Annotated in this window: 16 protein-coding genes; 3 read left to right on the forward strand and 13 right to left on the reverse strand. The window is 61.5% G+C overall.

Annotation, left to right across the window (positions count from 1 at the left end; all coding sequences use genetic code 11):
• Positions 1-36: 36 nt before the first annotated feature.
• Positions 37-507 (reverse strand): NUDIX hydrolase, encoded by a 471-nt coding sequence (locus ACFVHU_RS04275; protein ID WP_105657591.1) that lies wholly within the window; start codon positions 505-507, stop codon positions 37-39.
• Positions 508-619: 112 nt separating this feature from the next.
• On the opposite strand from ACFVHU_RS04275, the gene ACFVHU_RS04280 reads away from it, so the two are divergent.
• Complete coding sequence (locus tag ACFVHU_RS04280) at positions 620-1,126, forward strand: Lrp/AsnC family transcriptional regulator (protein WP_105657592.1); 507 nt, start codon at positions 620-622, stop codon at positions 1,124-1,126.
• Between the two features lie 68 nt (positions 1,127-1,194).
• On the opposite strand, the gene ACFVHU_RS04285 is transcribed toward ACFVHU_RS04280, so the two are convergent.
• Together ACFVHU_RS04285 and ACFVHU_RS04290 are read right to left on the reverse strand one after the other, a co-directional pair.
• Entirely contained in the window at positions 1,195-2,028 is an 834-nt protein-coding gene (locus ACFVHU_RS04285) for a hypothetical protein (RefSeq protein WP_105657593.1), read from the reverse strand.
• A gap of 180 nt (positions 2,029-2,208) precedes the next feature.
• Positions 2,209-2,829 (reverse strand): GNAT family N-acetyltransferase, encoded by a 621-nt coding sequence (locus tag ACFVHU_RS04290; protein ID WP_105657594.1) that lies wholly within the window; start codon positions 2,827-2,829, stop codon positions 2,209-2,211.
• 85 nt (positions 2,830-2,914) lie between these two features.
• Here ACFVHU_RS04290 and ACFVHU_RS04295 point away from each other — a divergent pair, with 85 nt between their 5' ends.
• Positions 2,915-3,529 (forward strand): 5-formyltetrahydrofolate cyclo-ligase, encoded by a 615-nt coding sequence (locus tag ACFVHU_RS04295; RefSeq protein ID WP_105657595.1) that lies wholly within the window; start codon positions 2,915-2,917, stop codon positions 3,527-3,529.
• A 61-nt stretch (positions 3,530-3,590) separates the two neighbouring features.
• Entirely contained in the window at positions 3,591-4,301 is a 711-nt protein-coding gene (locus tag ACFVHU_RS04300; RefSeq protein ID WP_105657596.1) for an RcpC/CpaB family pilus assembly protein, read from the forward strand.
• Between the two features lie 4 nt (positions 4,302-4,305).
• Here ACFVHU_RS04300 and ACFVHU_RS04305 read toward each other — a convergent pair whose 3' ends face one another.
• The 10 genes from ACFVHU_RS04305 to ACFVHU_RS04350 form a co-directional block, all read right to left on the reverse strand.
• Complete coding sequence (locus tag ACFVHU_RS04305) at positions 4,306-4,623, reverse strand: hypothetical protein (protein ID WP_332728456.1); 318 nt, start codon at positions 4,621-4,623, stop codon at positions 4,306-4,308.
• Positions 4,623-8,846 carry a DUF4011 domain-containing protein gene (locus ACFVHU_RS04310; protein ID WP_332489168.1) on the reverse strand — a complete coding sequence of 1,408 codons (4,224 nt, stop codon included), beginning with the start codon at positions 8,844-8,846 and terminating at the stop codon, positions 4,623-4,625. The genes ACFVHU_RS04305 and ACFVHU_RS04310 overlap by 1 nt, the downstream gene beginning before the upstream one ends.
• A 185-nt stretch (positions 8,847-9,031) precedes the next feature.
• The gene (gene guaA, locus ACFVHU_RS04315; RefSeq protein WP_388022655.1) at positions 9,032-10,618 is read right to left on the reverse strand and encodes a glutamine-hydrolyzing GMP synthase; all 1,587 of its coding nucleotides are present in this window, start codon (positions 10,616-10,618) and stop codon (positions 9,032-9,034) included.
• A 146-nt stretch (positions 10,619-10,764) separates the two neighbouring features.
• Positions 10,765-11,229 (reverse strand): DUF3817 domain-containing protein, encoded by a 465-nt coding sequence (locus ACFVHU_RS04320; protein WP_105657600.1) that lies wholly within the window; start codon positions 11,227-11,229, stop codon positions 10,765-10,767.
• Between the two features lie 50 nt (positions 11,230-11,279).
• Entirely contained in the window at positions 11,280-12,089 is an 810-nt protein-coding gene (locus ACFVHU_RS04325) for an SURF1 family cytochrome oxidase biogenesis protein (RefSeq protein ID WP_388022658.1), read from the reverse strand.
• A gap of 174 nt (positions 12,090-12,263) precedes the next feature.
• Positions 12,264-13,415: a GuaB3 family IMP dehydrogenase-related protein gene (locus ACFVHU_RS04330; protein ID WP_105657602.1), complete on the reverse strand. Its 1,152-nt coding sequence runs from the start codon at positions 13,413-13,415 to the stop codon at positions 12,264-12,266.
• A 174-nt stretch (positions 13,416-13,589) separates the two neighbouring features.
• On the reverse strand, positions 13,590-14,906 hold the full coding sequence (locus ACFVHU_RS04335; protein WP_388022661.1) for a BtrH N-terminal domain-containing protein: 1,317 nt from the start codon (positions 14,904-14,906) through the stop codon (positions 13,590-13,592).
• Between the two features lie 271 nt (positions 14,907-15,177).
• Positions 15,178-16,110, reverse strand: a complete 933-nt coding sequence (locus ACFVHU_RS04340) for a 3-keto-5-aminohexanoate cleavage protein (protein ID WP_332594894.1) — start codon at positions 16,108-16,110, stop codon at positions 15,178-15,180.
• An 11-nt stretch (positions 16,111-16,121) separates the two neighbouring features.
• Positions 16,122-16,907, reverse strand: coding sequence for an SDR family oxidoreductase (locus ACFVHU_RS04345; protein ID WP_286134194.1), 786 nt, complete (start codon positions 16,905-16,907; stop codon positions 16,122-16,124).
• Positions 16,908-16,935: 28 nt separating this feature from the next.
• Positions 16,936-18,258 (reverse strand): MFS transporter, encoded by a 1,323-nt coding sequence (locus ACFVHU_RS04350; protein ID WP_332731638.1) that lies wholly within the window; start codon positions 18,256-18,258, stop codon positions 16,936-16,938.
• Between the last annotated feature and the right edge of the window lie 6 nt (positions 18,259-18,264).

The raw sequence follows: 18,264 nt of genomic DNA on the forward strand, positions 1-18,264 counted from the left end.
CTATTGATTCTAGGGCAGGCCAGCGGCGATCCGTCGCTACTTGCCGGGTGCGGTCAGTCGCAAGATGCTCTCAACGCGTTCAATGCAGTTCAGCTTGGCAATCTCCTCGCGGGTAAACCAGGCGGCCTGGCTGGTAGAACCGTTGACTTCGTGGCGCAGTTCTCCACCGGTCAGTTTGGCCCGATAGGTGACCGCCACCGTTTGCATGGCATGGCCTTCGCCCGAGTAGCGCTTGGAACCGGGAATAACTCCCGTGCTGACATCCAGGAGCCCCAGCTCGCCCACCGCGTAGCCGGTCTCTTCATAGACTTCACGGCGCGCGCCTTCTTCGATAGGCTCCCCCAAGTCGATGCCGCCGCCGGGAAGGGACCAGCGCGGGGTGAAGCGTGGATCGCGATGACGCATATCCCAGAGCGTAAGCAGTACCTTTCCTTCGTGTTCCACCAAGCAATAGGCCGCCAGCCTGGTATCAAAGGATTCACCGGTGTGCTCAGAACGACGTGTCATATCCCCAATATATCCGTTTGTTCACCGATTATTTACTCGTACGCGGACGGCATACACTGATTTTTCTGCCAAAGATCCCACTGATATCTCGCGAATATGATGAAATATTCTTATGGCCCAGCAATCAGAGCTTTCATCAAACGTCGATCTGGACGAAATCGATCGAATCATCATCGACGAATTGGTCGCTAATGCACGTATCTCCAATGCGACCCTCGCACAGCGTGCGGGCATCGCTCCATCCACCGCACTGTTGCGCACCCGTTCGCTGGTCGAGCGCGGCATCCTCACCGGCTACCACGCCGAGGTATCGCTGGGCGCTGTAGGCCGTACCGTGCAGGCACTGATCTCGGTCAAGCTGCGCGCCCACGACCGCGAGAAGATTGACGCTTTCGTGGCACGCATCCCGCAGCTGCCCGAGGTGCTGTCCATGTTCCATGTTTCCGGCGGCACCGATTACCTGCTGCATATCGCGGTCGGTTCCACCGATGCACTGCGTGACTGGGTGCTGGACAACCTCGCCACCGACGAGTCGGTGGGCCATACCGAAACCACCTTGGTCTTCGCGCACCACCGCGGCAACCGCGGCCCGCTGCCATTCGATGACATGATCAGCTAGCAGCGCTTAAGCGACTTGTGGCCTGGACCTCGCGAGGTCCGGGCCACAAGTCTTTGTGCTTGGAATGCTTATGCGCGGCGGCGCTGCATGACCGCGTCCAGGTTCAGGCGAGGCTTGGTACCCGCGGCAGCCACGGGTGCGGCTTCCGGTGCGGGGGATGGCGCTGCAACGGTTTCCTTGGCAGCTGGTGCGCTCTCGGTACGCTTGGCAACTACCGAAGCGACCGCTGCGCGCTCTTCGGCCGAAACTTCGGTGGCCAGGCGCTTTGCATCTTCCGATGCCTTCAGGCTGATCTGTTTGCTCGGACGCAGCGGTTCTTCCACCGGCAGTGCTGCCTTGTGGGTCCGCTTGGCACCCTGTTCAGCTGCCAGCTCCGCGGTCTTGGCGATGCGCTCGCTGGCTTCCACGTAAGTTGGCTTGGGCACGTGCGTTGGTTCCCAAGTACCTGGCTGCTTTACGCCGCCATAGCCGTGAGCAACTCGCAGCGCTTCGGCGCGCAGCTCTTCAGCGGTAATCGCTGGAGCGCGGCGGGACGAACCCGGGCGAGCGTCGAAGACCTCGTCATCCTCATGCTTGCGCGAGATGACCTGGTTAGCCGCGTCGTCAAAAGCGGGAGTCCGCAGCGCCTGCTGCCGGGTGGCTTCGAGGTGCTCGAGCAGCTTGCGGTTGCGGTCGCGGACAGCCAGCCCGCGCAGGGTGGCGAAGGATGCTACAGCAATCAGCGCGAACAGGCCTACGGTGCCGAAGGTCAGAGCAGTGAAAGGAGCCAGAATGAGACCGAAGACGGTCGCGAGGACTGCCAAGGCACCGACGAGCGCGACGGACAACCGGCCATAGCGCACACGAATCTTGAGTTTGGTCGCAGCACTTTCCTGCGAAGCGCTCTGTGACGTGCCAGCCATGTGGGTCCTCCATCACCGATTGAGTCGGTCAAATCCTCGTGGAACTAAATATGGTTCCTTCGAATCAACACTATGCAACCTTGGGTGCGCGCTCATGCACATCCCTTGGCGTGTCTGCATGTTTTCAATGCAGTTCTCTCATATCAGAGCTCGATTGAACGAAATAGCACGAAATCCGCCTCAGTATTCGTAGATGCGTTCGAGCAGCGTCGTTTCCACCTCTTCACGGGTCAACGCAAAGGTGCGGTGATCCCGCCACTGCCCATCGATGTGCAGATAGCCTTTGCGCAGCCCTTCATCGCGGAACCCGAGCTTGTCCACCACCCGCAGGCTGGCCGAATTCTCCGGACGGATGTTGATTTCCAGGCGGTGCAGCTGCAGTTGCTCGAAGCAATGGTCTATGACCAAGGCGCAGGCTTCGGGCATCAGGCCGAAGCCGGCATGGTTGCGATCCAGCCAGTAGCCGATGGACGCTGTGCGCGCGGCACCATATTGCACCGACGCCACGGAAACCTGCCCGATTAATGGCGGGCGCCCCTTGTGCAGCTGGGGAAGAGCCAAGGCCCAGGTGAATCCGCTGCCGTCAACTGCTGATTCATCCTTGGCCCTGAGCATCTCGCGAAAAGTCATGGCTTCTGGCGGGCCCAAGGGACTGGTGGGATCCCATGGCTTGAGCCATTTGGAATTGGCGTAGCGCAGATTGATCCACTCGGCTTCGTCACTGGCAGTCAGTTGGCGCAACAACAGCCGTTCCGAGGCCAGATCCGGAACCAGGCGCTTTGCTCGACGAGAGAAGAACATGTGCACATCGTATTACTTCGTCATGCTTGCAGCTGGCAACAGCGCTAGCAGGCAGCGTTTCGTTTCTTGCACGTAAGCTGTAGGCATGAATCCCACCGCTGATCTGAATTCTGGCGCCGGCAAGAAGGCCGCGCGTGCCGCTGTGCGCACTTGGCGCAGGGCACTTGATCCGAGCAAGCGTGAGCAGTTCGGACTGGATCTGGCGCACACGGTGATTGGCTATCTGAGCCAGAGCACCGGTGTCGTCCAGAAGGTCGCGGCCTATTGCTCGGGTCCGGATGAACCGTCCACCGAGGCGCTCTTGGATGCTTTGGCCAAGGAAGGCATTGAAGTCTACCTGCCGGTGTGCGAACCGGAGTACGCGCTCTCGTGGGTTGAGTACTCCCCCGGCATGGAATTCCAGCCAAGTACCTTGGCCCCGGTGATGGAGCCGGTGGGCAAGCGGATGGGCACAGAGCTCTTTGACGAGATCAATACGCTGATCATGCCTGCGCTGTCCATCGATTCGAACGGGCTGCGTTTAGGCCAAGGCGGTGGCTACTACGATCGCTTCCTGCCCTTGATCGACGATGCGCCGGTCCGTGTGGCGGCCGTGGTTTATGAGCACGAGTATGTTCCGGCCGGTTCCTTCCAGATCGATGAGCATGACCAACCCGTGGACTTGGTGTTCACTCCGCAGCAGGTGCATCAGATCATCTGATTTACACACAGCTCGCGGGCAGCTCGCAGTGTGCCGCTGGACCTGAAGGTTGCATGGGGTTATGAGCTTCTTCTCCAGACCGCATGCTGCCTCCCGGCCCCCGGTGATTCCCAAGCCGAAGATCCGTCCCGTGCGCAACCGCAATGAGTTGTTGCGCCGCTACCGGAAGCCTTTGGCCATCGCCTGCGCGCTGCTGGCCTTGGCGGGCGTGCTCAATGTGTTTTCCTCCGGGCAATTAGCGCAGCGCGAGGTCGTGGTGGCGCTGAGCGACATTCCTGCCGGGTCCCGCATATCCGCCAACCAGCTGACGGTGCAAACGGTGCGGCTTGCCCCGGAAGATGCCGAAGTCTTTGAAAGCATCGATGCCATCTCGGGGCAACGGGCAGCCGTGGCACTGACTGCCGGAACGGTGCTGCGCAACTATTCCTTGGTGGGGCCACAACTTTTGACCGGTTCGCCGGAAGGCACCGTGGCCGTTCCCTTGCGCTTGAGCGATCCTGCCACCGTGACGCTGCTCCATCCAGGGCAACTGGTGGATATCGTATTGACCACCGGAGATGGCTTTGAAAAGGACATCAGCTCGCAGACCATCGCCAAGGCGGTGCCGGTGCTCTGGGTTCCGGATAATGCCAGCAGCTCCGAATTCGGCATGCTCAGCGGCGCGGCTCCGACCGGTGAAGGAATTGTGGTGGTCGCGGCTGCCAGCAGCCTCTCGGATGATCTGGCCGGGGCAGTATCGCGCGGCAAGGTTTCAGCCGTCTTGGTGAATTAGGAGATCAGCCCCAGTGCGGCGGCTTCTCGCGCTTCATCATTTCAGCCAGGTCTTCCTTGGCGTCGCCCCAGTTTCTCGGGTCCTGGTCTTTGGCCAGCAACTCGGACAGCGGATCGGCGGCCGGCTGTTTGGCGCGGGACGCCATCGCCGCAGCAGAAGTCTCGGCGGGCTGGTGGCCGGCTAGTGCCCGGTTCACGGAGTCTGAATGCGGCACTGGCGCGTAGCTGCCGGTGAGTTCAACGCGAGCAGTCAGATGCTGCGGGGGTGCGACAACGCGCGGCCGCTTGCGGCGGCCGCGCGTTGGTTCTTGCTCAGAAGTCATTACTTCTTTGGCTCCGGATCCTCGTTCTTGCTGGTAGCCGGGACAGGGGCTGGAGTCAGCGGCTTATCCGCGCTGTCCTTTGCAGGTGCGTCGCCAGCTTCAGCTTTGGCACCGCTTTCAGCAGCTGGCGCTTCCTGCTTGGTCTCGGCCTTTGGTTCCAGTCGCGCCTTGGCGGACTTGAGCAGATTGGACTTTTCCTTCGGCGTTTCCGCCTCGGTGGTGACTTCACGGGCAGACACCGGCCGAGCGGCGGCCACACCGGTACGGGTCGAAGCCTGGGCTGGGGCCGCAGGCTTTTTCAACCCCAGTGCATGGGCCAGGCGATCGGTGACAGCACCCGGATCGGTGAAGACGTCAATGGTCCACAGCGGAACATAGCGCCAGCCGTGCTTCTCGAAGAATTCCGGGCGCAGTCGGCTGCGTTCACGCACGGTCAGTCCGGCATAGTGCTCGGTGCCGTCGTAGACCACAGCCAATGGGCGGATGCCGCTGTGCGCAGAGTCGTAGGCGTGAGCCGACAGGTCCAGCACACCGCGGTAGTCCTCGGAAACGATGGCACCGCTTTCGCGCAGGCGGCGGGCCAGATCGGAGACCAATGGATCGAAGCGCGGATTGCGCATCGAGCTGACTCCGGAATCCCCTGCCTGCACGCGTCCGAACAGTTCGAAGAACTGTCGGGCACCACGGTAGACGCGGTTCAGGTCCACGTCTTCGGGCAACAGGCTGGACACCAAGGTCATGCGGGTCCGCGATCGGGTCATGGCGGCGACGAACAGCTGTTCGCCGCCCTCGCGGGACAGTGCACCGAATTCGTGCAGGGTCTTGCCGTGCGGAGTACGTCCGTAGCCCCAGGCGAAGATGACCGAGTCCCGGCGCAGGCCGATCAGCCGGTCCATGGTGGTCACCACGAATGGTTCGCGCTTGGAGCGCAGGTGCTCCATCGCGTACTTGTGGTTTGGCAGCTGGACACGGATCGCTTCGGCGATGGCCGAGGCATGGCTGCGGTTCGAGGCAATGACTGCCAGCGATTCGCCCCCGTGGTTCTTGAAGTGGCCGAAGACCAGATCCACCACGCGCGCCACTTCTGCTGCGGTGGTCTGCACACCGTCTTCGCTGCTGGACAGTGAGCCGGTGGCATCTGGCACGTATTCGCCGCGCAGCAGCGAGGAGTCGCCGGTGAGGTTCACCGCCATTGGCAGGCGCGAGAGCGCCGAATCGTAGTAGGTGGCGGACAGCTGTTCCACCAGGCCTTCGTCAATGCCGCGGTACACGGTGGACAGCGAACCGGTCACCAGGACCTTGTTCAGGGCTTCCAGCGCGGAACGGTCCACGCTCTGCTCGCGAACTCGTGCGGTCGGGTCTACGGAGACCTCGAAGCGCTTCGGACCGCCCAGCATTTCATCGCCAATGGCAATGACCTGGCCGGAGCGGCGGATCGCATCCAGGACTTCACGCAGGGTGAGGTAGTTGGCTTCCAGCAGGATGACCGCATCGAACTTCGTGTCCTCCGGCAGGGCGCTGCCCAGCAGCAGCGGAGCCGAGACGATGACCGGGGTCAGCGAATTGGCCAGCGGTGCTCCAAGATCCAGCAGCCCGGCAATGCTCGGGGTTCCGCCCTTGAGCATCTCGCGCAGCGCGCGGGAACCGGCTCGGTGGTCAGCCAGCGCTGCCTTCCAGTTGCGAGTCAGCGCCCAGCGGATGCGCTGCGGGCCGGCAGCGATGTGCGCGCCGTCAGCCAGTCGGTAGTCAGCCTCGATCTTCTCCAGCTTGGAGCCGTCATTCATGGCCAGGAAGTCGTCACCGGAGATCATGGCATCCAGCACGGACTGCCACCAGGCAAGCTCCAATTCGCTGTCTACCTGGTCGGCGTCGATCTCGCGTTCGGCGAAGTCATCGAGCAGGTCGCCCAGCCCGGCTTCAGCCAGCTGCTCGGAGATCAACGTGCGCTCGGGCAGCTCGCCCAGGTCCTCGCGGCGCTCGACCAGCGCTGCAATCACCGAGAGCAGCTCCTTGATGGGCATTTCGCGCAGGCGCGAGCCCAGGGAGGACGGCAGCATTTCGGCCAGCTTGTCGATGCGGGCACCGGCGTCGTGGTATCCGGCTTCAACATCCAGCAGGCCGCCTGGGACCTGCGGGTTGCGCTGGCTGGTGGCAATGGCTCGCCAGGCATCGCGCTGGACCGCCACCGCCTGCAGAGCGGACTGCAGGTCAGCTACGTGCATGCCCGGGCGGACGTATTCCTTGGCAATCTTGCGCAGCCGGGAACGGACAATGGAGCCCATCTCCACGCCGTGCTCGCGGCGCCATGCGCTGGTTGCGGTAGCGGCGATCAAATCATCGATGTCGCCCTCGAAGATGTCGGCCTCGAACTTGTCCAGCGATCCGCGGACGGCGACCAGCAACTGCAGCTGGTCTCCCCACTTGTCGTAGCTTTCTTCCAGGCGGATCTGCGAACGCTCGGCGATCTGCAGCATGTGCTCATGCAGGATGGGCAGGTCGCGGCCCAGCCCGCTGGCCAGGTTCAAGGCCTTTTCGGTGGCTTCGGTGTTGCGCAGCGGTGCACCATGCCATGGGCTGGTGGTGTGCATCTTGGAGAAGGCGCCAAGCTGCGCTGCGCGCTTGAGCTGTGCGGCAACATGTCCGCGCTGGCCCATGGAATCCAGCACCGAACGCTTCAGGCGCACGGTGGTGGATGGCGCTGGTTCCAGTGCGGAGAGACGTGCCAGTTCCTGCATTGCCTGGTATGGCGAGCAACCCCAACGGCTGCGCACCGAGTGCAGCGACTTCACGTGCTCGTGCAGTGCGTGGCGGGATTCGCGCAGGCGCTTGAACATGGAGCCCAGCTGCGGCTCGGCAGCGCGTTCGTTGCGCAGAATTGCCTTGGTCATCATCGCGCGCAGCGCTTCTGGATCCTCGTTGGGTTCCAGCAGCATGCTGCCTGCATCCAGGTGCTCGTTGAAGCGGGTCACGAATTCTTCGGCGGCAGAACGCTGTTCCGCAACCACCAGTACTCGCTTGCCCTGGGCGGCCAGCAGCGCGGCTGCGTTCAGCGCGGTCTGGGTAGCACCGGTACCGGCAGCGGCGTTGATGGCCACCGATTCACCGGCAGCGATGTAGTCAAGCATCTTGGACTGGGACTCATCCGCGTCCAGCAAGAACAGTTCATCTTCCGGATCACGGTCATCAGAAGACTTGGCAATGGTGGTGGTTCCGGTGTGGACCTTGCGGGCAGAAGATCCTTCGGAGGCAAGGCTCTGCTTACGCGAGCGCGCGGTTTCCTTGAGAATGTTCTTCACGCGGCTCAGGCGGGAGCCGGCAGCTTCATGGCCCTTGGCATCGGCGGCCTGCGCTTCAGGCTGCTCTTCGTCCTGCTTCTTTTCAGCGGCAGACTCGTCCTTGGCTTCTTCAGGCTTTGAGCCCTCGGTTTTGGAAGCGCCCGGCTTGGAAGCGACCAGGTTGGCCAGCGCTTCGGAGGTCTTGCTGCTTTGGCTGTTCCCAGCCTGCTTTTCCGCGGAGTCGTGACGAATTAGCGCCTCGATGACCGGGTGGGACCCATTGAGCTTGGCCGGGTCAGCTGGGTCCATCAGCTCGGAGAAGGTGGAGAGCAGCAGGCGGTGGCCCACCACTACGCCGGGAACCTCGGACATCTGGTGGCGCAGGGCATCCATTCCGCGGACCGGGTCGAAACGGGCGATGGAGTACGCTTCGGCGTCCACCGCGGCGACATCGACCTTGGCGTTGTGGTCGGCTTCGAATTGGCGCACGAAGGCCGGGGATACGGTGGCGCGGCCGACCAGCTGCAGGTCGTAGTCGTCAGCATCAACGTGCTTGGTCAGTGTGATGCGGCCGAGCATGATGGGAGCCGAGACAGGCTCGCTCTTGCCATCGTGGACCGCGCGCCAGTTGGCGACACCGGCGGCCAGGTAGCCGACGTCGATGCCGCGTTCTTCCCACAGTTCATTGATCTTGGCCGAGAGCGCACGGGCAGTGCGGCGCGCGGTAGCGTACTGGTCCGCATCGTGCAGCAGCGTGGACAGGCGGGTACGCCGTCCGGCAAGGAACTGGGCCAATCCCGATGGATTGGCATGGGTTATGTCGATGCTATTGGAGGTCGACGGAGCAAATCGCAGGGTGGTATCCGCCCCGGCACTCTGTCCCAGGGATTTCACCCAGGCAGCTACACGCTCGGCGGCAGCATTCTGTCCACTAGTCACGACAGTCATTCCCTTCACTGAACCGACCACATTCGGGCGCACCACAGGTGCAGATACGCCTCTTTCTAACGTAGTGCACGCACCGTGCAGAACCGGTGCGCGAAACACGTTTTAACTGCGGGAAGCGGAACCGGCGTACCGGATCCGCTTCCCATTCACCCGCCAAAGCGCAGTGAATTAGCAGTCTTGGGCATTTACTCCCACTCGATGGTTCCAGGTGGCTTGGAAGTAACGTCCAGCACCACGCGGTTCACCCCATCTACCTCGTTGGTGATGCGGTTGGAGATCTTCGAGAGCAGATCGTATGGCAGGTGCGACCAGTCAGCGGTCATGGCATCCTCGGAGGAAACCGGACGCAGCACGATTGGGTGGCCGTAGGTGCGGTGATCGCCCTGTACGCCTACCGAGCGTACGTCAGCGAGCAGCACTACTGGCATCTGCCAAACTTCGTCATCCAGTCCTGCAGCAGTCAGCTCGGCGCGAGCGATCGCGTCAGCCTTGCGCAGGATGGACAGGCGATCTTCGTTGACGGCACCGATGATGCGGATGCCCAGGCCTGGGCCAGGGAATGGCTGGCGGCCAACGATTTCCTCAGGCAAGCCGAGCTCGCGGCCCACTGCACGGACCTCGTCCTTGAACAGGGTGCGCAGTGGTTCAACCAGCTCGAAGTCCAGGTCCTCTGGCAAGCCGCCCACGTTGTGGTGGCTCTTGATGTTCGAGGTGCCTTCGCCACCGCCGGATTCGACGATGTCCGGGTACAAGGTGCCCTGGACCAGGAACTTCACTGGCTCGCCCTCGGAAGCGGCCTCGGCGATGATCGCCGCTTCCGCTGCTTCGAAGGCGCGAATGAATTCGCGGCCAATGATCTTGCGCTTGGTCTCCGGGTCGGTGACACCGTCCAAAGCAGTCAGGAAGCGCTCGCGCTCGTCGGCAATGTACAGCTTGGCGCCGGTGGAAGCTACGAAGTCCTTCTCAACCTGCTCGGCTTCGCCTTCGCGCAGCAGGCCGTGGTTGACGAACACGCAGGTGAGCTGGTCGCCAATGGCGCGCTGCACCAGGGCAGCTGCAACAGCGGAGTCCACGCCGCCGGACAGGCCGCAGATGGCCTTGCCGGTGCCGACCTGGGCGCGGATGCGCTCGATCTGCTCGTCAGCGATGTTGTCAGCGGTCCAGTCGCCCTTCAGGCCAGCACCGTTGTACAGGAAATTCTCCAGGACATCCTGGCCGAACTCGCAGTGCTTCACCTCTGGGTGCCACTGCACGCCGTACAGTCGCTTTGCTTCATTTGCGAAAGCGGCAACCGGAGCACCAGCGGTGGTGGCCAGCACTTCGAAGCCTTCTGGGGCCTTGGAGACGGAGTCGCCGTGGCTCATCCAGACGGTAGGGGCCTGAGCGGCGCCTGCCAGGATGGAGCGGGCATCGCCCTCAAAGTTGGTTGCGGTGCGGCCGTACTCGCGCAGGCCGGTTTCGGCCACGGTACCGCCCAAGGCGTTAGCCATGGCCTGGAAGCCGTAGCAGATGCCCAAGACCGGCACGCCGGCTTCAAACAGGTCAGCCCCGACGGAAGGGGCGCCATCGGCGTAAACGCTGGAAGGACCACCGGAGAGGATGATCGCTGCAGGGTTCTTGGCCAGGATGGCTTCGGTGGACAGGGTGTGCGGAACGATCTCCGAGTACACACGGGCCTCACGTACGCGGCGAGCGATAAGCTGCGCGTATTGGGCCCCGTAGTCGACGACCAGAACCGGCTTATGTTCTGGATTGAGGGGAGCAGTAGTCACCGTTACAGTCTACGCGGTTCACTGCGCGCGAAACAGCCAAGGTGATGTCATCAGCGTCACCTAGTGGATTTTTGGCAAAGGCAAAGGGCAGATCTGTTCATTTTCGATGAACGGATCTGCCCTTTGGCAATGAATGCGGCCACGTGTCAGTAGCGCTTGGCGGCCTTTGGATGCGCGGCCAGCTCGCGGTCTACTTCTGCGTGCACCTTGGCTTCGGTCCAGAAGGAAAGGAACGGAACGACGCCGCCGAGCGCGATCGTAATGAAGCGCATGAATGGCCAGCGCATCAAGGTCCACAGGCGGAAGTCGGCAAAGAGGTACACCACGTATAGCCAGCCGTGGGCGATCAGGATGCCCAGCGAGAGGTTCAGTCCCCCGGCCACCTCGGCGCGGTTGTACATGCCGACGGCGTTGGAGGTGCCATCTACCAAGGTGCCACCCACGAAGAGTTCCAGGGACCAGAAGTACTTGAAAATCATTTCCAGCACGAGCAGCAGCAGCATCACGCCGGTGATGTAGGCGAAGACCTTGTAGAAGGTTGCGGCTGCACGGATCTGCTTAGGGGTGCCGCCGAATTTCCGGGGCTTCGGTGCCGGGGTGGTGCTGGACATCGTTAGTGATTCCTTCCGATTTCGGTAAGAAGTGCGGTGTGCGTGAAATGCTATTCGTTGCTGTTTCCAGCTTGGGTGGCGTTGCCGCCCTTGATATGTGTTTCGGCAGCGAGCTCAGCAATCTCGTCAAGATCCCGCTGGTAATCATCGCGCACCATGCGGTACCAGAGGAAGATGGCGAACCCTGCGAAGAGGACCCATTCCAAGCCGTAGAAAACGTTCAGCCAGTTGATCTGCGCTTCCTGGGGCTGCGGACCGACGTCGACAATTTCCAGGCCCGGCTGCGCTACGGTCTCGCCCTTGGCAGTGGTGATTTCGTGGGCCGTGACGAATCCTTCAAAGAGGACCGAATCCCAGATGTTCGCCAGCTGTGCCGAGGCGAGAGTTGGCACCGTTGCGCTGCGCAGGTCTTCGCGGAATTCCGGGCCTTCGCTAGGCAGCAGGCGCCCGGTGATCTCCAGTTCGCCTTCAGGTGCCGGAGCTGGCTTGGTTGCTTCAGGCTGCCAGCCGCGTACCACCGCAATACCGGCGTCCTGGGCCGCGCCCTCGACCTTGAATTGGGTGATGACCCAGACACCGCGCTGATCGCCATTAAGCCGAGGCGCAATCAGCTGATCGGTGCCGGGGACGAATTCGCCCTCCATGGTGACGATCTGGTCTGCCTTGATGCCCAGCAGCTCCTTGCCGACTTCCTGATGCTCGATCAGCGCGACCGGCTTCTCGGTCTTGTCGATCTTGACCGGCGGCTCGGTTTCGGAGGCGCCGAACTGCCATCCGGACAAGAGAACGAATCCGGTGGCGAGAGCTAGCGCGGCAAAGAGGGCGCCGATCCATTTGGGCTTCAGAGCGGTTTTAAGCACACTCTAACGGTACTTCTATTTGGCGTAGAACTCGAAATGCGATGGCGTGAGATTAGCCCTGTTGCCTTATTTTCCGCTGGTGGAACCAACTTGCTTATTCATTCGTTGAGACCAAGCGCTTAAACGACACTGGCCCCACCCTTCGAAAGAAGAGCAGGGCCAGATCAGGATCCGCTAGAAGCGATCGGATTCGTACGGGGACAGCACGACGTCGACGCGCTGGAATTCCTTGAGGGTCGAGTAGCCGGTGGTGGCCATCGAGCGGCGCAGTGCGCCAACCAGGTTCGAGGTGCCGTTGGTCTCGTGCGATGGGCCGTGCAGGACCTTCTCCAGCGAGCCGACGGTGCCGACCTTGGCGCGGTCGCCACGTGGGCTGGCCTCGTGAACTGCTTCCATGCCCCAGTGGTAGCCGGCGCCTGGTGCTTCATCGGCACGGGCCAGTGCGGTACCGAGCATCACTGCGTCGGCGCCCATGGCGATGGCCTTGACGATGTCGCCGGAGTTCCCCATGCCGCCATCGGCGATGACGTGGACATAGCGTCCGCCGGACTCTTCGATGTAGTCGCGGCGTGCGGCTGCAACGTCGGCGATGGCAGTAGCCATCGGTGCGTGGATGCCCAGGGTGCGGCGGGTGGTGGAGGACGCGCCGCCACCGAAGCCAACGAGCACGCCGGCTGCACCGGTGCGCATCAGGTGCATGGCCGGGGTGTATCCTGCTGCGCCGCCCACGATCACTGGGACATCGAGTTCGTAGATGAACTGCTTGAGGTTCAGCGGTTCGGTGGTCTTCGAGACGTGCTCAGCCGAAACGGTGGTGCCGCGGATGACGAAGATGTCCACGCCGGCAGCGACAACGGTCTTGTAGTGCTCCTGGGTGCGCTGCGGGGTCAACGAGCCTGCAACGACAACGCCGGAGTCGCGGATCTCGGAGATGCGCGAGGTGATCAGCTCAGGCTGGATGGGAGCCGAGTACAGTTCCTGCAGCTTTGCGGTGATCTTCGGGTCGTTGCGGGTTGCCGCCTCGGACTTCAGGCTGGCAATTTCAGCCAGCACTGCTTCCGGGTCCTCGTAGCGGGTCCACAGGCCTTCGAGGTTCAGCACGCCCAGGCCGCCGAGCTTGCCCAAGGCGATTGCAGTAGACGGGGAGGTCACCGAATCCATTGGTGCGCCCAGGATAGGGGTGTCGAACTGGAAGGCGTCGATCTGCCAGGACACCGATACGTCCTTCGGATCACGGGTACGGCGATTCGGTACGATCGCTACGTCGTCCAGGGAATATGCCTTAGTTGCCCGCTTGCCGCGGCCGATCTCAATCTCGTTACTCACCTAACTAGGTTATCAAGATTCCCGGATAATCCCGCTTTTGATAGCGCATTGGCTTTAGGCGATGTTTCTGCGCTGGCTCTGGTGCATGGGGCCGCAAGTGGCACACCGGGACAACAATGCCCTGCCATCCGGTGAGTAAGATCACCGGATGGCAGGGCCTATGTTGAGCTAGGTTTACCTGGCTGCCTTGGATGCAAGCTTCTTGGCGGTCACGGCCAAGGAGGTGGCGGCTTGCTCTTCATAATCGGCAATGCGCTCAATCGCGTCAGCCAATACGGCGAAGTGCTCAGCACGCTTGGCGAACTCGGTCTCTGGATCAATCAGGTCCGCGAACGCATCCCACTGGGTGGTGAGCTGCTGGTAAGCATCTACGTGAGCTGCCAGCGCCGCCAAGCCTGGAAGTTCCGCCGCTTCCGAAAGGAACTCCGCGTACAGGCCGCGCAACGCGCCCTCGCCGCTGAAACGCGTGTCGGAGAAGAAACCTGCGAGCTGGTCCAAGCCGTTGGCCAGCGCTTGCTGGCTTGCGAAGATCTGGGACCAACCGGTCTTGGACTCGTTATCGCGCAGTCGCGTGGCCAAGGTGCGCATGCCGGTAATGCCGAAGTTCTTGGCAAAGTGCACTGGAACCCCGGAAAGCTCGCTGGTGCCCAGCAGGCGAGCGGTGGTTTCCCCAATCGCCTCGACGGCATTGGCGGCCAGGGTCTCGGCCTTCGGCGAGCGCGAGGACGGGATCCATGCCTGCCAGTGCTTTTCCTTCTTGCGCATCGCACGGGCGATGGCCAGTTCCTTGGGGCTAATAAGGTTCAGCGCACCTGAACCGTCATCTACCATCAGGTCTTTCTTGTGCTCGCCAACGACGACGAGATCCAGGGTCTCGGCCTCATCAACCGTGTTGCCGTCAATCCATGGCAGCGCGCTGATTGCCACGCGAACCACCACGGTGCGGCCTGCGTCCAGGGCAGCGTCCATGTATTCGACAGCGCGTTCGGCTGAGCTGGTGGTACGTTCGGTCACCGGAGCACCGCAACGAGCCAGCAGGTTCTGTGTATAGGGTTCCGGGTTGTGGCGGGTCACCAAGGTTACTGCAGTCTCTTCGCCGCCTTCATGGGTAAAAGCCATGAAGCCGATACCGCCGGCAAGGCCAGCGAGCAATGCCTGGCTCAGCGGTTCGCCGGTGTGCTTGTTGGTGACGCCAGCTTGGACTAGGACTCGGTGCCAGAGCGCAGCATCGTACTGGATGACATCTTTTGGCGCTGGGTACTCAGGCAGTTCGTCAGCTGGCGAAGCAGCCGGAGCGTTCTTGCCTTTCTGCTCCTGCGCCTTGGCCTTTTCGCGTGCTTCCTTGGCGTAGTCGCGTGCGGCGGCAGCGCGAGCGGCCCGAGGGCTTTCAGGCTTGCCGGCCAAGATGTTCTTGCGCGCGGTGGTGTAGCTCTCCCCCGTGCGTTCCATACGCTGTCGGGTTTGCTTCTTCAGGTTGGCTGGCTGGCCCATGTACTGATTGTCCTTCCGTCACCGGCGCATTGGCGCGAGGTTTCCCGCACGCGCAGGGAAGCGCCGCCATCGAACAAGTCTACGTGTCCGCGGCGAGCGAGTCCCGCGATGTTCTAGTGGGATTGGATACGCCACGGCGCGCGCCAATGCGCGGCGTCAAACTGGGACTAGGACAAAACAAGGCTCCATCTATGCCTGCATGGGGCAGGACAGATGGAGCCTCGAGTCTGTTTGATTTTGTGCTGCTATTCAGGCCGAAGGCATTTGGCGCCTAGAAACCGACTTTGTCGCGCCCCTTGAGCTCCAGCATCTCCCGGGCTTCCTCGGGAGTCGCGACCTCGAAATTCAGTGCTTCCAGTATGGTCCGGATACGGGTCACTTGCTCGGCATTGGAAGCGGCGAGCTGCCCCGGTCCGATCCACAAGGAATCTTCCAGCCCAACACGTACATGCGATCCCATGGCCGCTCCAATGGTAGCTAACGGCATCTGGTTCTTGCCTGCACCGAGGATGGACCATTCGTAGTTCTCTCCCAGCAGGCGGTCAGCCGTGCGGCGCATATGCATCAAGTCTTCCGGATGCGCCCCGATGCCGCCGAGCAGACCGAAAACCGACTGCACGAAAAGCGGGCCACGGGCCAGCCCGCGCTGGTGGAAGTGACTCAGGTTATTTAGGTGGGAAATGTCGTAGCATTCGAATTCGAACCGGGTGTCATTGGCGTTACCGATTTCCAGGATCCTCTGGATATCGGCAAAGGTGTTCTTGAAGACCAGATCCCGTGAATTTTCCAGGCCTTCTCGTTCCCAATCGTGTTCGAACTCCGTGAACCGGTCCAGCATGGGATACAGTCCGAAGTTCATTGATCCCATATTGAGCGAAGCGAGTTCAGGTTCGAAGGTTGCCACCGGAAGCATGCGTTCTTCGACGGTCATATGCGGGGAGCCACCGGTGGTGATGTTGACGATGGCGTCGGTGCCGTTCTTGAGCTTCTCCAAGATCGGTTCGAAATGCTTGGGATCCTGAGATGGGCGGCCGTCCTTGGGATCACGCGCGTGCATGTGGACTATGGCCGCGCCAGCCTTGGCGGCGCCAAGCGCAGCTTCGGCAATCTCATCGGCGCTCACCGGCAGGTGCGGCGACATGCTGGGGGTATGGATAGCGCCGGTGACAGCGCTGGTAATGATGACTTTTCGCTTGTTTTTCACAATACGCCTTCCTAGTACAGTTTCTCGGTGTTGCCATCGACTGCCATGGCCTGGCCGTTGATCCGAAGTGCCATCGGGCTGGCCAGGAACACCGCCATATTGGCGATGTCCTCGGCCTCGACCAGCTTGTTGAGCGATGACTGCGCGTGGTACAGATCGGAGACTTCGTCCACCGGACGCTGGAGCATTCGCGCCTTCGCCTCGATGACGGATTGGATGCGCGGGCCATTGACTGCCCCCGGGCAGATGGCATTGACCCTGATTCCTTCACCGCCGAGCTCGATGGCAAGCGTCTTGGTCAGCCCGATCACTGCCCATTTCGATGCCGAGTACGGACTGCGACCTGCCATGCCCAGACGGCCAGCGGCCGAGGACAAGTTGATGATGGATCCGCGGGTGGACTGGCGCAGCAACGGGAGCAAGTGCTTGATGCAGAAGAATTGTCCGTGGACATTAATATCGAAAGTCGTCATCCAATCTTCGGATTCAAGAGTCTCGATAGGCCCGGTAGGACCGGCGATTCCGGCATTGTTCACCAGGACGTCCAGTCCCCCTAGAGACTGCTGGATCTGATCGGGCAATCCACGTACCTGATCTTCATCCGACACGTCGCTCACGGAGGCGGCAAAACCCGCCGACGCGGCGGCACGCACTGCTTCAGGATTGATATCCGTAACGAAGACTTGTGCGCCATGGTTCCTGAACTCTTGAGCGATCGCCAGGCCGATGCCCGCAGCTCCAGCCGTGACGAGAACCCGGAGTCCGTCAAAGTCCATTTTCATGTTATGGGTATTCATTAGAGTTCGTTGCTCCTTAGTTAGATGCCTAGTGGCCGGACACAGCGGCTTTAGCGGGATCCTCGGTGCCTTGCTTGAGCTTGAGAGTGAGCAGTGCGCCAACGGCGCAGATCGCGACAATGAACCAGAGGCCCGACATCTTGCTTCCAGTAGCTTCTTCCATCAGCCCCATGATGTAGGGACCAAGGAATCCGCCGAACAGCCCGACGGTGTTCACGAAAGCAATGCCGCCAGCCAGAGTCGCACCGGAAAGGCGGGTTGCCGGGTAGGTGAACAGGATCGGCTGCAACGCGAAGAAGTTGAACGCGGCTAGCGAGAAGCCGATCAGTCCGAGCACCGGTCCGCCAAGCGCACCGAGGGTGAACCCGGCAACGATGCCGGTCATGGTTGCGCTGGCAACGATCCGCGATCGCGAGCCATTGGTGGCAAGCTTGGGGATCAGCAAGGCGCCTGCGGCAGAGAAGACCCACGGTATCGAGGTGAGCAAGCCGATCTGGATGGTGGATAGCTCTCCGTATGTACCGATGATCGAAGGCAAGAAGAAGCTCAATGCGTAGACTGCGATCTGGTGGGAGAAGTAGATCGCAACGACCAACAGGATCTGCTTGTCCTTGAGAACATGGAGAAGCTTGGAATTTCCAGCAGCCTGCGCGCCGGCGATTTCCTCAGCCGCGATTCGCGCTTCCAAGTCCTCGGCCTCGGCCTGGGTGAGGAATTTAGCTTCGGTGGGCTTGTTGGGCAGGAGTTTCCAAACTGCGATAGCCAAGAAGCACGCTGGCAACCCCTCGATGATGAACATCCACTGCCATCCGTGCAACCCGCCAACGCCGTCCATAGTCAGCAGCAGGCCGCTCAGCGGCGCCCCGATGACGTTCGCCAGGGCTACGCCGAGCAAGAAGAGTCCGTTGGCCCGGGCGCGGTCTTTGACGACAAACCACTGGGTGATGAAGTAGATGACTCCCGGGAATAGGCCCGCCTCAGCGATGCCCAGCAGCATGCGCAGGATATAGAAGGACCACTCCCCCTGGACCAGTGCCATGCAGGCAGACAGGATTCCCCAAGTGATCATGATCCTCATGATCCAGAACCGTGCGCCGACCTTGTGCATGATCAGGTTTGAGGGAATCTCCGAAAGCGCGTAGGTCAAGAAGAACAGCCCGGCACCCACGCCGTACGCTGTAGCCGAGATACCCAGATCGATTTCCAACCGGTCTTTGGCCATGCCGATATTCGTGCGATCAATGAAAGCCATGACATAGGCTGCGATCAGCAGCGGCATGATGCGCCGGAAAATCAGCTTGTTGAGCATTTCCGGTGAGCGCATCCGACGTGTCGCGTTGGTAGTTTGCACGGTCAG

Origin of the sequence: Glutamicibacter sp. NPDC127525 (assembly GCF_042672105.1) — a bacterium.
Lineage (GTDB): Bacteria > Actinomycetota > Actinomycetes > Actinomycetales > Micrococcaceae > Glutamicibacter.

Coding starts and splice junctions, on each gene's coding strand:
- ACFVHU_RS04310 (WP_332489168.1), bottom strand. CDS start 8,846: ATGACTGTCGTGACTAGTGGACAGAATGCTGCCGCCGAGCGTGTAGCT.
- ACFVHU_RS04345 (WP_286134194.1), bottom strand. CDS start 16,907: ATGAATACCCATAACATGAAAATGGACTTTGACGGACTCCGGGTTCTC.
- ACFVHU_RS04290 (WP_105657594.1), bottom strand. CDS start 2,829: ATGTTCTTCTCTCGTCGAGCAAAGCGCCTGGTTCCGGATCTGGCCTCG.
- ACFVHU_RS04280 (WP_105657592.1), top strand. CDS start 620: ATGGCCCAGCAATCAGAGCTTTCATCAAACGTCGATCTGGACGAAATC.
- ACFVHU_RS04285 (WP_105657593.1), bottom strand. CDS start 2,028: ATGGCTGGCACGTCACAGAGCGCTTCGCAGGAAAGTGCTGCGACCAAA.
- ACFVHU_RS04335 (WP_388022661.1), bottom strand. CDS start 14,906: ATGGGCCAGCCAGCCAACCTGAAGAAGCAAACCCGACAGCGTATGGAA.
- ACFVHU_RS04295 (WP_105657595.1), top strand. CDS start 2,915: ATGAATCCCACCGCTGATCTGAATTCTGGCGCCGGCAAGAAGGCCGCG.
- ACFVHU_RS04305 (WP_332728456.1), bottom strand. CDS start 4,623: ATGACTTCTGAGCAAGAACCAACGCGCGGCCGCCGCAAGCGGCCGCGC.
- ACFVHU_RS04300 (WP_105657596.1), top strand. CDS start 3,591: ATGAGCTTCTTCTCCAGACCGCATGCTGCCTCCCGGCCCCCGGTGATT.
- ACFVHU_RS04320 (WP_105657600.1), bottom strand. CDS start 11,229: ATGTCCAGCACCACCCCGGCACCGAAGCCCCGGAAATTCGGCGGCACC.
- ACFVHU_RS04275 (WP_105657591.1), bottom strand. CDS start 507: ATGACACGTCGTTCTGAGCACACCGGTGAATCCTTTGATACCAGGCTG.